The following is a 12,723-nucleotide window of genomic DNA, read 5'->3' as shown; positions in this document are numbered from 1 at the left end:
CACACGAGAGAGGAGGTGGTCCCGAAGTTGATGACTTACAGGACGCGTGAGGTGGCTGTCCGCTAGCCGCCGTCCAGATGGGCCGCCCGTTCAGGCGTTGTGGAAGACCCACAGCAGCTGAGCGACGGCATCCCGCCCGTCCGTCGATGGCGGCGAGCGAGAACCGGACAGTCACCCGACCCCCGGGCTGCCGACCAATGTCCAGTCGGCCCGTGTGCAGCTCCCCCACTACGGTGGGGTACAGCGCCACGGAGCAGCCCGGGGGTTGTCCGTTGTCTGGGGGGTGATGACCGTGCAGTTCGCCGGCCGGTCGGTCGCCCTGGACACCTCCGCGGGCATCTGGCTCGCCGAGTCCGCGCAGCTCGCCAAGCCCGACACCGTGGCCTCGCTGGTGCCCTCCCGGTTCGAGGCGGTCGCCCGGGTGTTCCACCCCGCCGTCCGCTACGTCGGGGACGACGACGTCGAGGTCCGCTGGTCCTCCGTCGCCGCCGCGAACGGCGCCACCGCGCACCCGCTGATGCAGTGGGGCTCGGTCACCGGGTCGATGGAGTACTTCGAGAACGACGACCAGTCACCGCTGTGGCACGGCGCGCCGGCCCGCGGCCACCTGCCGGCCCCGGTCGCCGAGCGGCTGGTGCAGGTGCTCACCCGGTGGACGACGACGCCCGACGTCTGCTGGTTCGCCGTGGCCGAGGGCGGGGCGGTGATCACCGACCACCCGACGCTCAGCCTGCCCCGCTGCGAGTACTGGGTGATCAACGGCCCGATCCAGCTGGCCGCGGCGAACATGGCCGCAGAGCCGTTCGAGCAGAGCGCCAACCTGTGGTGGCCCGCCGACCGGGCCTGGTGCGTGGCCACCGACGTCGACCTGGTCACCAGCTACGTCGGCGGCAGCGCCGGCTGCATCGCCGAGCTGCTCGCCGCCGAGGACGTGGAGGCCGCCCCCGCCGAGTTCGGGCAGCGGATCACCTGGGACGCCGACCAGGTCAACCCGCACCCCGCCGACGCCCCCGACTGAAGAAGGACCCCCGTCCCCCTCACTCCTCGCACGCTCGGAGCGAGCCTCTGGACGGGGGCCGAACAGCGGGGCCGGGGGCGAACATGGCCATCTTCGCGCCGTTCCGCCCGCCGAAGATGGCCATCTTTGGGAGCGTGGGAACGCCGGAGATGGCCATCTTCGGCGGGCTAGAGGAGGGCGAGCTCGGCGGCCAGGTCGTCGAGGCCGAGGCTGCCCTGGGACAGCGCCGCCATGTGCCAGGCCTTGAGGTCGAAGTCCGCCCCCCGGGCCCGCTGCGCCGCCGCCCGGCCCTCCAGCCAGGCCCGCTCCCCCAGCTTGTAGCTGATCGCCTGCCCGGGCATGCCCAGGTAGCGCACGAGCTCGCTGTCGAGGAAGGCGGCGTCCCGGCCGCAGTTCTCCCCGAAGAAGGCACGGGCCAGCTCCGGCGTCCACGGCTTCCCGCGGTGCGCGGCGACCGCGCCCTCGGCGTCGTCCGGGATCGGCAGCTCCAGGTGCATGCCGATGTCGACGACCACCCGGACGGCGCGCATCTGCTGGGCGTCCAGGTAGCCCAGCCGGGCGCCCTGCGCGGTGAGGTAGCCGAGCTCGTCCATCAGCCGCTCGGCGTAGAGCGCCCAGCCCTCGACGTTGGCGCCCACCGAGCCGAGCGACGTCTGGTACGTCGACAGGTCCGCCGAGACCCAGGCCCACTGGGCCAGCTGCAGGTGGTGGCCGGGGACGCCCTCGTGGTACCAGGTGGAGACCAGGTCCCACAGCGGGAAGCGCTCCTGCCCGAGCGTCGGCAGCCAGGTGCGGCCGGGGCGGGAGAAGTCCTGCGCCGGCCGGGTGTAGTACGGCGCGGCGGCGCTGCCCGGCGGCGCGATCATGGCCTCGACGGTGCGGACCGGGCCGGCGATGTCGAAGTGGGCGCCGTCCAGGGCCTCGATCGCCTCGTCCATCATCGCCTGCAGCCGGAGGCGGATCTGCTCCACGCCCTCGACGGCCTCGCCGTTCGCCTTGAGCCAGGTCATCGCCTCCATCGGCGTCGCCCCCGGCCGCACCCGCTCGGCCTCCGCGCGCTGCTCGGCCAGCAGCCGCTTGTGCTCGGCCCAGCCCCAGGCGTAGGCGTCCTCCAACCCGGTGCCGGTGCCCAGGTCCGAGCCGTTCCAGGAGCGGGCGAAGCGGGCGTACCGCTCGCGGCCCACGGCGTCGGGCGTGCCCTCGGCCTGCGGCCCGTACGTGTCGCGCAGGAAGTCGCGGACCTCGGCGACGGCGGCGTCGGCAGCCGCTGCGGCGGCGTCCAGCTCGGCGCGCACCTCCGGCGGCCCGGCGGCCACCAGGCCGGCGAAGTAGGGCCCGGCCAGCCACTCGTCGAGCTGGCCGACGACGGTCTGCACCTGGCGCGGCGCGGCGAACAGGCCCCGCTCGGCGCCGGCGGTCAGCGTCTCCCGGTAGCCGCGGTAGGCCGCCGGCACGCGGGCCAGCCGGCGGGCCAGCACGGCCCAGTCCTCCGGGCTGCCGGTGGGCATCATCGAGAAGACCTGCCGGATCGAGTGCACCGGGGAGAACAGGTTCGACACCTGGCGCAGGTCCTCACCGGCCTCGTGCAGGTCGAGGGCGGCGGTGAGCCGCTCGCGCAGCAGCCGGGCGCACCGGCGCTCCACCGGGTCGTCGTCCAGCGCGGGGTCGGCGGCCAGCACCCGGTCCAGCTCGGCCAGCGTGGTGCGCAGCAGGGCGGCCTCCGCCGCCAGCCCGGCGGGGCTGGTGTCGGGCAGCCGGTCGTCGCCCGGGCGGGTGCCCAGCGAGGTGGCGACGATCGGGTCCAGGTCGCAGACGGCGTCGACGTAGGCGTCGGCGACCTGCCGGGGCGTGGTGGGGGTGGTCATCGGATCCGTTCCAGTCGGGCGGACATGGTGGGCGCCAGCGGCTGGTCGCCGGCGGCCCGGTCGATCGCGTAGAGCAGCGCGCCGTCGACGATCCCGTAGAGCCGCTTGGCGCGGCTGGTGTCGGGGTGGTCGGGGGTGCGGGCGAGCACGTCGGTGTCCAGCTCCCAGCTGGTCGTCGTCAGCGCCCGGCCGACGTAGATCTCGACCAGCCCGGCCGGCGAGCTGACCAGCAGCTCGACCTCGTCCTCGCCGCGCGGGCGCAGGAAGCCCGACTCGCGCTGGTCGGGGCCCACGACCCGGCCGTCGTCGGACAGCCGCCAGCTGCGGGACTCGTAGGTGAGGAAGTCCCGGCCGTCGTGCGCGAAGCGCACCCACTGGCCGAACCGGTGGTCGCCGCCGGCGCCGGCGGCCTGCCCCTCGCCGTGCCACTCGCCCAGCAGCGGGAGCACCGACAGCAGCTCGTGGGCCACCTCGGGCCCCTCCCGGACGTCGACGGTGTCGACCACCGGCAGCTCGGTCGGGCCGGCGACCGGCCCGGTCGGCAGCCCCGGCGGCACCGGGGCGGTCACCGGGACCGCCCCGGCCGGGCGGGGACGACGTCGCGGCGCGTCAGGCGCCAGGCGGAGGCGGCGAGCCCCAGCGCGGCGAGCGCGGTGAGGGTGACGAGCACCCAGGCGGAGACCAGACCCATGCGGCCACGGTAGTGCGGGCCCCCGGCGGGCACCGGGCGTGGTCCCGGCTCACCCCGCGGAGGGGGCGCTGCGGGCATCCGCCGGGGTCCCGGCTCAAGTCGGGGTCCGGTCCGGCCGACATGGGCAGTGCGCAACGGATCTCCAACCCGGCGGATCCGCTCGTCGGACTGAGGTGCTCGAAGGTGTTGATGGACGCGGCCACCCGGCCGGTCGGCCCCGGCCGAGGAGCCGTCGCGGCACGGCTCAACGTGACCAGCACGGGCCCCGTGGACGCCCCGGTGCTGCTGCTCGCCCACGGCTTCGGCTGCGACCAGGGCATGTGGCGCGGGGTGCTCCCGCACTTCGCCGCGGACCACCGCGTCGTCCGGTACGACCTGATGGGCGCGGGCGGGTCGGACACGACGGCGTACGACCCGGAGCGGTACGCCACGCTCGACGGCCACGCCGGGGACCTGCTGGCCGTCTGCGCCGAGCTCGACCTCCGCGACGTCACCGTCGTGGCGCACAGCGTGAGCACGATGATGGCGGTGCTCGCCGCCGTCCGGGAACCCGGCCGCTTCCGGCAGCTGGTGCTCGTGGCGCCCAACCCGTACTTCCTGGACGACCCCGCCAGCGGGTACTCCGGCGGCTTCTCCGCCGCGGACCTCGCCGAGGTCTCCGCCGCCCTGGACAGCAACTACTTCACCTGGGCCGAGGCCTTCGCACCGCTGATCATGGGCGTGCCGGACGAGCCCGGGCTCGGCGAGGAGCTGACGGCGAGCTTCTGCCGGGTGGACCCCGACATCGCCCGCCAGCTGCTGCGCACGATGTTCACCACCGACTTCCGGCCGCTGCTGCCGGAGGTGACCACCCCGACCCTGGTGCTGCAGTGCCGGGCCGACGCGATGGTCCCGCCGTCGGTCGGTGACCACCTGCACGCCCACCTGGCCGGCTCGACCCTGGTGCAGCTGTCGGCCGTCGGCCACTGCCCGCACATCAGCGCCCCGGCGGAGACGGCCGCCGCGATCCGCGCCCACCTGCTGACCCTGCGGTGAGGGACTACGCGGAGCTCTGGGAGCACGCGCCCAGCGGGCAGCTGCTGCTGGACGACGACGGGCTGATCACCGCGGTCAACGCCACCTTCGCCAGCTGGACCGGGCACGCCGTCGCGGACCTGCTGGGGACGCCGTTCCCGGCGCTGCTGCCGATCGGCGACCGCGTCCTCTACACCACGCACTCGCTGCCCCAGCTGATGGTGACCGGCCGGGTCGCGGAGGCCTCGGTGCAGGTGAACGGGGCCGACGGGCGACGCCACCCGGCCCTGCTCAGCGCCACCCGGGTCACCGCCGGCTCGTCGGGCGCCGAGACGAGGATCGTGCTGGTCGACGCCCGGCAGCGGCGCCGGTACGAGGAGGAGCTGCTGGCGGCGCGGCGGCGGGCCGAGGAGTCCCAGGCCCTCATCGCGCAGGCCGAGGCCGAGCTCACCGCGCTGGTGCACCACGACTCGCTCACCGGGTTGCTCAACCGCGCCGGGCTGCTGCACGCCCTGCTCGGCCGGCTCGGGGAGGGCCGCACCGACCGCGCCGACGGCGCCGTGCCGACGGTCCTCTTCCTCGACCTCGACGGCTTCAAGACCGTCAACGACGCCCTGGGGCACACCAGCGGCGACGAGCTGCTGCAGGTGGTCGCCCGGCGGCTGCGCCGGGCCTCGCGGGCCGGCGCGGACGTGGCGCGCTTCGCCGGGGACGAGTTCGTCGTCCTGGACGACGTCACGCCGTCGGCCGCCGGTGGTGTCGCCGACCGCCTGCTCGACGTGCTCGCCGAGCCGGTCGTGCTGCAGGGGGTGGAGCTGGTCCTCGCGGCGAGCGTCGGCATCTGCTCCGCCGAGGTGCCGGTGGCGCCGGCGGACCTGACCGACGCCGCCGACCTGCTCCTGCGCCGGGCGGACACCGCCATGTACCGCGCCAAGGCCCAGGGCCGGGGGCGCTGGGAGGCGCACCGCCCGGGCACGGCCGACCCGGGTGCCGAGCGGCTGGTGCTGCTCGAGCAGCTGCGTGCCGCGATCCGGGGCGACGAGCTGCGGGTGCACTACCAACCCCGCCAGCACCTGGCCAGCGGAACGATGAGCGGCGTCGAGGCCCTGGTCCGCTGGCAGCACCCCACCCGCGGCCTGCTCCAGCCGGCGGAGTTCATCGACGCCGCCGAGGAGTCCGGGGTGATCCGCGACCTCGGTGCCTGGGTGCTCACCGAGGCGGTCGCGCAGGCCGTCCGCTGGGACGCCGCCGGGGGGCCGCCCGGCCTGCAGGTGGCGGTCAACCTCTCCGCCCGCCAGCTCGCCGACCCGGACCTGGTGCCGCGGGTGGCCGGCGTCCTGGCCCTGGCCGGGCTGCCGGCCTCCCGGCTCGTCCTGGAGATCACCGAGACGGCGCTGATGAGCGACCCGGACGAGGCGTTGGGCACCCTGCAGGAGCTGCGGTCGCTGGGCGTGCTGCTGGCCGTCGACGACTTCGGCACCGGGTACTCCAGCTTCACCTACCTCAAGCAGTTCCCGGTGGACGAGCTCAAGATCGACCGCTCCTTCGTCACCGGCATGACCACCGACGCCGGCGACCGGGCGATCGTTGCCAGCTGCGTCCACCTGGCCCACGCCATGGGCCTGGTCGCCGTCGCCGAGGGCGTGGAGACCGCCGACGAGCGCGACGCCCTGCGCGCACTGGGCTGCGACCAGGCGCAGGGCTACTTCTTCAGCCGGCCGGTGCCGTCGTCCGAGCTCCCGGTACCGGGCGGCGTCGTCCCGACCTGACCTGCCCCGGCGGTGGCCGCGACGACCTCGTCCCAGGGCGTGGGCCGCAGGCCGAAGACCTCCGTGGTCTCGGTCGAGTCCATGACGAAGGGCTGGTCCCACTGGTGCCGGATGCCGACGAGCTCACGCATCTGCGACTGCACCACGCCCAGGGCCCGCAGCGCCGGCCACGGGATGCCGCTCACCGCCGCCGGGGGGGCGCCCATCGCCCGGGCCAGGTCGGTGAGCGCCTGCCGCTGCGTCCGGGGCGGCGTGGTGGGCACCAGCCAGGCGCGCCCCTCGGCGCGGGGGTCGGTGGCCAGCGTGCTGAGCGTCGCGGCGACGTCGGGGACGTAGGACCAGCTGTGCGGGGCGTCCGGGTCCCCGACGACCCAGGCCCGCCCACCGCGGCGCAGCGTGTCCAGCTGGCGCACCAGGTGGGACTGCGGCGCCGGCACCGTCGGGCCGACGAAGTCTGACGCCCGGGCCTCGGTGACCCGGATCCGGCCCGCGGCCCGGGCGGCCAGCGCGTCGGTCCACATCCGGGCCTTGAGGCGGCCCTTGACGTCGGTGGCGGCCAGCGGGGTGGCGGCGGCGATCGGCCCGCTCGGGCGCCCGTGGCCGTAGAGGCTGCCCATCACGACCAGCAGCGCCCCGCTGCGCTCGGCCGCACCGAGCATCGCGGCGGCGATCGGCGGCCAGTCGCGGGTCCACCGGTCGTACAGCGGCGGGTTCACCGCGTTGTAGAGCACGTCGGCCCGGCCGACCGCCGACGCCAGCGCACCGGCGTCGGACGCGTCCACCGCCCGGTGCTCGATCGCGTCGGTGCCCCGGCCGCCGCTGCGGGACAGCACGAGCACCTCGTGCCCCTGCTCCGCCAGCAGCTGGGCCGTCGCCGAGCCGACCGGCCCCTTGCCCACGATCACGTGTCGCGCCATGTCGATCTCCTCGAACGGGGGGTGAGAGCACTGCTCTCGGACGACGCCCACGGTGCGCCGCCGACTGCGACGTTGTCAAGAGCGCTGCTCTCGTTTGCGCGCACCGATCTCGGAGTGCGATCCTGCGGGGGTGCCACCGACCACCGCCCGGGAGCGGGCCCGCGCCGCGCTCACCGCCGAGATCACCGACCTGGCCCGCGCCCAGCTGGCCACGGTGGGGGCGGCCGGGCTGTCGCTGCGCGCCGTCGCCCGCGAGCTGGGGATGGCGTCCTCGGCGATGTACCGCTACTTCCCCAGTCGCGACGACCTGCTGACCCGGCTGATCATCGACGGGTACGACGCGCTGGGCGCCGCCGCGGAGGCCGCCGACGACCCCACCGCGGCCCCGGCGGAGCGCTGGCTCCGCGTCTGCCGGGCGGTGCGCGGCTGGGCGCAGGCGCACCCGCACGAGTACGCCCTGCTCTACGGCTCGCCGGTGCCCGGCTACTCCGCGCCGCGGGACACCGTGCCGGCGGCCGTCCGGGTCGGGGTGGTGCTGGGCCACGTGCTCGGCGACGCCGCCCGGGACGGCGCGCTGCCGGCGGCGGCCGGGGGGACGACCGGGACCGTCGAGCCCGCGCTGGCCGGGATGCTCGGCGGCGACCACCCGGCGATCGACGACCGGGTGCGCGCCCGGGCGCTGCTGGCCTGGAGCGGCCTCTACGGGACGATCAGCTTCGAGCTGTTCGGCCACTTCGCCGGGGTGGTGCTCGACCCGGACGCCTTCTTCGACGACGCGATGCGGGACCTCGCCGGGCTGCTCGGCCTCTGACGCACCCGGGTCGGGTCACCGGTGGCCCGGACACGGCAGCGCCCGCCCCGGGCGGACCGGGACGGGCGCTGTGCTGGGCGTGCTCAGGCGATCGCGAGCGTCGTCTCGTTCAGGCCGACCTCGGCGGCGAGGCTGCGCTCGGCCCGGCCGATCGGGGACAGCGACCGCAGGGTCCAGGTCCCCGGTGCGGCGAAGAACCGGAACTCACCCTCCGGGCTGGTGACCACCTCGGCGGTGAACTCGTCGGTGGCGTCCAGCAGGCGCACGTAGGCGCCGGCGACCGGCGACCCGTCGTGCCAGACCGAACCCTGGATCACCGTCTGCGTCGTCAGGTCGATGCCGGCCAGGCCACCGCCCTGCTTCGGGGCTCCGCACATGTCAGCTCACTTCTCGATCGGGACGCCGACGAGCGAGCCGTACTCGACCCAGCTGCCGTCGTAGTTCTTCACGTCGGGCTTGCCGAGCAGCTCGTGCAGCACGAACCAGGTGTGGCTCGAGCGCTCGCCGATCCGGCAGTAGGCGATGGTCGCCTTGGCGTCGTCGTAGCCCTGCTCGGCGTAGAGCGCGGCGAGCTGCTCGTCGGTCTTGAAGGTGCCGTCCTCGTTGGCCGCCTTGCTCCACGGGATGTTGATGGCGGTCGGGACGTGCCCGCCCTTCTGCGCCATCTCCTGCGGCAGGTGCGCCGGGGCGAGGATCTTGCCGGAGAACTCGTCGGGCGAGCGCACGTCGACGAGGTTCTTGCTGCCGATCGAGGCGACGACCTCGTCGCGGAACGCGCGGATGGAGAGGTCGGGCTCGCTGGCCTCGTAGTCGGTGGCCGGGCGCTCGACGACGTCCTTGGACAGCGGGCGGCCGTCCAGCTCCCACTTCTTCCGGCCGCCGTCGACGAGCTTGACGTCGGAGTGGCCGTAGAGCTTGAAGTACCAGTACGCGTAGGCGGCGAACCAGTTGTTGTTGCCGCCGTAGAGCACCACGGTGTCGTCGTTGCCGATGCCGCGGGAGGACAGCAGCTGCTCGAAGGCCTCGCGGCCGACGAAGTCACGCCGAAGCGGGTCCTGCAGGTCCTTCTTCCAGTCCAGCTTGACGGCACCCTCGAGGTGGCCGCCGTCGTAGGCGCTGGCGTCCTCGTCGACCTCGACGAAGACGATGCCGGGCTGGCCGAGGTGCTCCTGGGCCCAGTCGGCGGTGACGAGCACGTCGTTGCGGCTCATGGGATGGCTCTCCTTGGTGGTCGTGGGCGGGGTCAGGACGTGCGGGCGGTCTGCGCCCGCCGGACGGTGGGGTACAGCTCGCAGCCCAGGCAGGAGCCGGTGGCCGCGTTGAGCAGGGCTGCCACCAGCGCGAGGCCGGTGGCGACGGCGCCGAGGACCGGCGCCCCGGACAGGTACCCGGCCGCGCCCACCGCTGCGAACAGCAGGCCGACCAGCTGGGCGAAGCCCGGGCCCCCGACGTCGACCTGCGGGAGAGCTGCCTCAGCCGGGGCGGCGGGCACGGGACGAGCAGGGGATGTCATGAAGAGCAGGGCCTCCGGACGGCGGACAGGGCGCGTCTGGGCGAACGGTTCTCGCCCTCAGGAGGCCGGACACAGGCAGCTGCCGACGCGGCACAGGTCGACTGTGCGGCGCGAGGTCAGCAGGGTGCCCACGGCGCGAGGGTAGCGGATCACGAGGACACGCCCGCGTGCGCGTCCACCAGGGCGGTCAGCTCGTCCGGGCGGGGGGCGCCGCTGCTGCGCCCGATCAGCGCACCGTCCCGGCCCAGGTAGAACAGCGTCGGGGTGCGCCGGACGTCGAGCGCGCGGACGGCGTCCAGGTGGCTCTCCGCGTCGACGTGCACGTGGCGCAGGCCCGGCCGGGTGGTCTGCAGCTGCTGCAGCCGGGCGCGGGTCGCGCGGCACGGGCCGCAGAAGGCGGTGGAGAACTGCACGACGGTCAGGTCGGCCTCCTCCGGGCGGACACCGAGCCCGCGCAGCACGGCCAGCTCGCCCACGACGTCCTCCTCGGTGCCCGACGGTGCGGCGACCGCCCCGTCCCCGGTGCGCAGCCACCAGGCGGCGACGGCGGTGAGCAGCAGCGCAGCCGCCAGGACCACGAGCCCCGCCGCGTCCACGACCTGGTGAACCCGGCGTCCGGCGGGGGCATTCCGCGGCGGCCGGATCAGCCGGACAGCACCGTGTCCCGGGCCGCGACGTCGATCGTGACGCCGTCGGCGGTGGGGGTCAGGGCGGTCAGCTGGAGGCCGAAGGGGAGCGCCGGCACCGGGTAGCGGAAGTCGAGCAGCTCCTCGGCCTGGCGCACGACGGCGTCCGGGACGTCGACCGCACCGGCGGTGGCGTCCTGGACGTCGACCACGACGTCCCCACCGTCGAGGGCCACGGTGCCGGTCGCGACCAGGTGGAAGTCGAAGCCGAGCACCTCGACGGACTTGGTGAGCCGGATGCCGTCGCCCTCGGGGCTCAGCGTGGTGTCCCCGCCGAGCTGGGCGGCGAGCAGCGACCAGGACAGCGTGGCGGTGCCGTCGACCCGGTCGACCGGGATCTGCTGGACCGACCCGCCCAGCGCGTCCGACAGCGGCACGTGCACGCCGCGCAGCGAGACGTCGGCGGAGGTGCCGGCGGGCTGGCCCAGCTCCTCGGCGGTCAGCCGGATCCGCACGTCCTCGTACTCCCCGGACAGCGCCTGGGTGAGGAACGGGAACCCGGCGATGTCGACGGCCGGCCGGCCGGCCAGGCCGCCGCGGCTGGCGATCTGCTCGGCCACCCGCTCCTCGGCGATCCCGACCCCGACCCGGTCGACGACGACGAGCACCCCGCCGGCGATCAGCAGCAGGACCACCAGCGCGACCAGGCACCCGCTGCGCCGGCGGCTCACCGGAGGCCGTTCAGGGCGAGCGCGTAGGCGATCGGCGCCGCGGCCGCGAGCGGCAGGACCGCCTGCACCACCGGCAGCGCCCAGCTCGCCTGACCCCGCTCGGCGACGACGTAGGAGGCGCCCACGGCCATCAGCGCCGCGACGCCGCCGAGCGCGGCGCCGAAGGTGCTGGCCGACAGCGCGGACACCAGCGTCGTCCCGTCGCGGCGCAGCAGGGCGACCGCGACCGCGGCGGCGACGGCGAGGACCAGGCCGACGAGCCCGCGCGGCACCCCGGGGGCGATCTCCGGGCGCGGCAGCACCAGGTCGACCAGGTGCCCGACGAGCAGCGCGGCGGCGACCGCGAGCACGGCGGTCACCAGGGCCTGCTCGCCGTCGTCGATGCGGCCCAGCCCGAGCAGCACGGCCAGAGCGCAGACCGAGCACAGCAGCAGGACCACGCCGGCCAGCGACGCGACCAGGTACAGCCGGGGCGCCGGCCGGGTCATCTGGTGCACGACGGCGGCGAGGAAGCCCAGGCCCAGCACCGGGAGCAGCCAGTCCAGCTCGGGGCGCTCGGGCAGCAGCATGGCGGCGTCGGCGCCCGCTGCGGCGGCGACGCCGAGGGCCACCGAGCCGACCGCCCCGCGGATGCCGGTGGCGACCACCCAGGCGGCGACCAGCACCACCTGCAGCGCGACGACCGCGGCGAGCCGGCCGGCGTCCCCGGCCTCCACGGTCAGCCCGACGGCCGCGCCGGCGGTCAGCACCACCAGCGCGGCGGCCGGCAGGTGGTGCACCCGCCGGGACAGCTCCTGGTCCAGCGCGGCGGGGGTCACCGGGCGATCGTCCCAGAGCCGGACGCCGGTGCCCGGGTGCCCGGCGCGGCCGTGTCGCCGCCAGCGCCGGCCGGCGCCCCGCCGCCGTGAGCTCGGACACGGATCGTGCGGTGCGTCACGACAGGGGCGGAACGGCCGTGCACGTCGGCTATCCTGCCCTCTCACCTCGACAGCGCGGTCGACGGCCTGGGACACCCCAGTGAGGAGACGACATGCGGCTCGTGCTCATGACCTCGGCCCGGCAGGCCACCACCGAGGTGCTGCCGGCCCTGGGGCTGCTCGCCCACCAGGTGCGCGTGGTCGCCCCGGAGCTGTCCAGCCTGCTCGACGGGGACGCCGGCGACGTCGTCCTGGTCGACGCCCGGCACGACCTGGTCTCCGCCCGCACGCTGTGCTCCCTGCTGTCCTCCACCGGCGTCGCCGCGTCGCTGGTCGCCGTGCTCTCCGAGGGCGGCCTGGTGGCGCTGTCGGCCGACTGGGGCGTGGACGACGTCGTGCTCGACACCTCCGGGCCGGCCGAGGTCGACGCCCGCCTCAAGTGGGCCACCGCCCGGCGGCTCGCCGCGGCCGCCCCGGCCGACGGCGGCGACGGCGGTGTGACCAAGGCCGGCGAGCTGGTCATCGACGAGCACAGCTACTCCGCCAAGCTCCGCGGCCGCCCGCTCGACCTCACCTACAAGGAGTTCGAGCTCCTCAAGTACCTCGCCCAGCACCCGGGCCGGGTCTTCTCCCGCGCCCAGCTGCTGCAGGAGATCTGGGGCTACGACTACTTCGGCGGCACCCGCACCGTCGACGTCCACGTGCGGCGGCTGCGCGCCAAGCTCGGCACCGAGCACGAGGCGCTGATCGGCACCGTCCGCAACGTCGGCTACAAGCTCGACCAGCAGGTCGCCGACGCCACCGCGGCGGCCACCCTGGCCGCCAGCGACGCGGGCTCCCCGCGCTCCTGA

The 12,723-nt window shown here is 75.3% G+C and carries 15 protein-coding genes; 5 read left to right on the top strand and 10 right to left on the bottom strand.

What is annotated here, in order from left to right:
* The first annotated feature begins 286 nt into the window (after positions 1-286).
* On the top strand, positions 287-1,018 hold the full coding sequence (locus tag HL054_RS13185) for a hypothetical protein (protein WP_369139467.1): 732 nt from the start codon (positions 287-289) through the stop codon (positions 1,016-1,018).
* 167 nt (positions 1,019-1,185) lie between these two features.
* Here HL054_RS13185 and HL054_RS13180 read toward each other — a convergent pair whose 3' ends face one another.
* Genes HL054_RS13180 through HL054_RS13170 form a run of 3 tightly spaced genes read right to left on the bottom strand, consistent with a single transcriptional unit; the run spans position 1,186 to position 3,574 of the window.
* Positions 1,186-2,883, bottom strand: a complete 1,698-nt coding sequence (locus HL054_RS13180) for a DUF885 domain-containing protein (RefSeq protein WP_369139466.1) — start codon at positions 2,881-2,883, stop codon at positions 1,186-1,188.
* Positions 2,880-3,452, bottom strand: coding sequence for an FABP family protein (locus HL054_RS13175; RefSeq protein ID WP_369139465.1), 573 nt, complete (start codon positions 3,450-3,452; stop codon positions 2,880-2,882). Before HL054_RS13175 ends, HL054_RS13180 begins: the two co-directional genes overlap by 4 nt.
* Complete coding sequence (locus HL054_RS13170) at positions 3,449-3,574, bottom strand: hypothetical protein (RefSeq protein WP_369139464.1); 126 nt, start codon at positions 3,572-3,574, stop codon at positions 3,449-3,451. The genes HL054_RS13175 and HL054_RS13170 overlap by 4 nt, the downstream gene beginning before the upstream one ends.
* A 189-nt stretch (positions 3,575-3,763) precedes the next feature.
* On the opposite strand from HL054_RS13170, the gene HL054_RS13165 reads away from it, so the two are divergent.
* Together HL054_RS13165 and HL054_RS13160 are read left to right on the top strand one after the other, a co-directional pair.
* On the top strand, positions 3,764-4,609 hold the full coding sequence (locus HL054_RS13165) for an alpha/beta fold hydrolase (protein ID WP_369139694.1): 846 nt from the start codon (positions 3,764-3,766) through the stop codon (positions 4,607-4,609).
* Positions 4,606-6,357 carry a putative bifunctional diguanylate cyclase/phosphodiesterase gene (locus HL054_RS13160; protein WP_369139463.1) on the top strand — a complete coding sequence of 584 codons (1,752 nt, stop codon included), beginning with the start codon at positions 4,606-4,608 and terminating at the stop codon, positions 6,355-6,357. Before HL054_RS13165 ends, HL054_RS13160 begins: the two co-directional genes overlap by 4 nt.
* Here HL054_RS13160 and HL054_RS13155 read toward each other — a convergent pair.
* Positions 6,291-7,274 (bottom strand): NAD-dependent epimerase/dehydratase family protein, encoded by a 984-nt coding sequence (locus tag HL054_RS13155; protein WP_369139462.1) that lies wholly within the window; start codon positions 7,272-7,274, stop codon positions 6,291-6,293. The genes HL054_RS13160 and HL054_RS13155 overlap by 67 nt on opposite strands.
* Positions 7,275-7,404: 130 nt before the next feature.
* Here HL054_RS13155 and HL054_RS13150 point away from each other — a divergent pair, with 130 nt between their 5' ends.
* On the top strand, positions 7,405-8,085 hold the full coding sequence (locus tag HL054_RS13150) for a TetR/AcrR family transcriptional regulator (RefSeq protein WP_369139461.1): 681 nt from the start codon (positions 7,405-7,407) through the stop codon (positions 8,083-8,085).
* Between the two features lie 83 nt (positions 8,086-8,168).
* Here the strand turns inward: HL054_RS13150 and HL054_RS13145 are convergent, their stop codons facing one another.
* From HL054_RS13145 to HL054_RS13120, 6 genes are all read right to left on the bottom strand, one after another.
* A complete protein-coding gene (locus HL054_RS13145; protein WP_369139460.1) occupies positions 8,169-8,462 on the bottom strand; it encodes a DUF1416 domain-containing protein in 294 nt (97 codons plus the stop codon).
* Positions 8,463-8,468: 6 nt separating this feature from the next.
* A complete protein-coding gene (locus HL054_RS13140) occupies positions 8,469-9,296 on the bottom strand; it encodes a sulfurtransferase (RefSeq protein WP_369139459.1) in 828 nt (275 codons plus the stop codon).
* Between the two features lie 32 nt (positions 9,297-9,328).
* Positions 9,329-9,577 carry a DUF4395 family protein gene (locus tag HL054_RS13135; RefSeq protein WP_369139458.1) on the bottom strand — a complete coding sequence of 83 codons (249 nt, stop codon included), beginning with the start codon at positions 9,575-9,577 and terminating at the stop codon, positions 9,329-9,331.
* Positions 9,578-9,747: 170 nt separating this feature from the next.
* The gene (locus tag HL054_RS13130) at positions 9,748-10,194 is read right to left on the bottom strand and encodes a thioredoxin family protein (protein WP_369139457.1); all 447 of its coding nucleotides are present in this window, start codon (positions 10,192-10,194) and stop codon (positions 9,748-9,750) included.
* A gap of 47 nt (positions 10,195-10,241) precedes the next feature.
* A complete protein-coding gene (locus HL054_RS13125) occupies positions 10,242-10,955 on the bottom strand; it encodes an LmeA family phospholipid-binding protein (protein WP_369139456.1) in 714 nt (237 codons plus the stop codon).
* Positions 10,952-11,773 carry a hypothetical protein gene (locus HL054_RS13120; RefSeq protein ID WP_369139455.1) on the bottom strand — a complete coding sequence of 274 codons (822 nt, stop codon included), beginning with the start codon at positions 11,771-11,773 and terminating at the stop codon, positions 10,952-10,954. The genes HL054_RS13125 and HL054_RS13120 overlap by 4 nt, the downstream gene beginning before the upstream one ends.
* A 212-nt stretch (positions 11,774-11,985) precedes the next feature.
* Between HL054_RS13120 and HL054_RS13115 the strand changes: the two genes are divergently transcribed.
* Positions 11,986-12,723 carry a winged helix-turn-helix transcriptional regulator gene (locus HL054_RS13115; protein WP_369139454.1) on the top strand — a complete coding sequence of 246 codons (738 nt, stop codon included), beginning with the start codon at positions 11,986-11,988 and terminating at the stop codon, positions 12,721-12,723.

The organism is Modestobacter versicolor, from assembly GCF_041028285.1.
Classification (GTDB): Bacteria; Actinomycetota; Actinomycetes; order Mycobacteriales; family Geodermatophilaceae; genus Modestobacter; species Modestobacter versicolor_A.
This window is presented reverse-complemented; position numbering and strand designations above follow the sequence as displayed.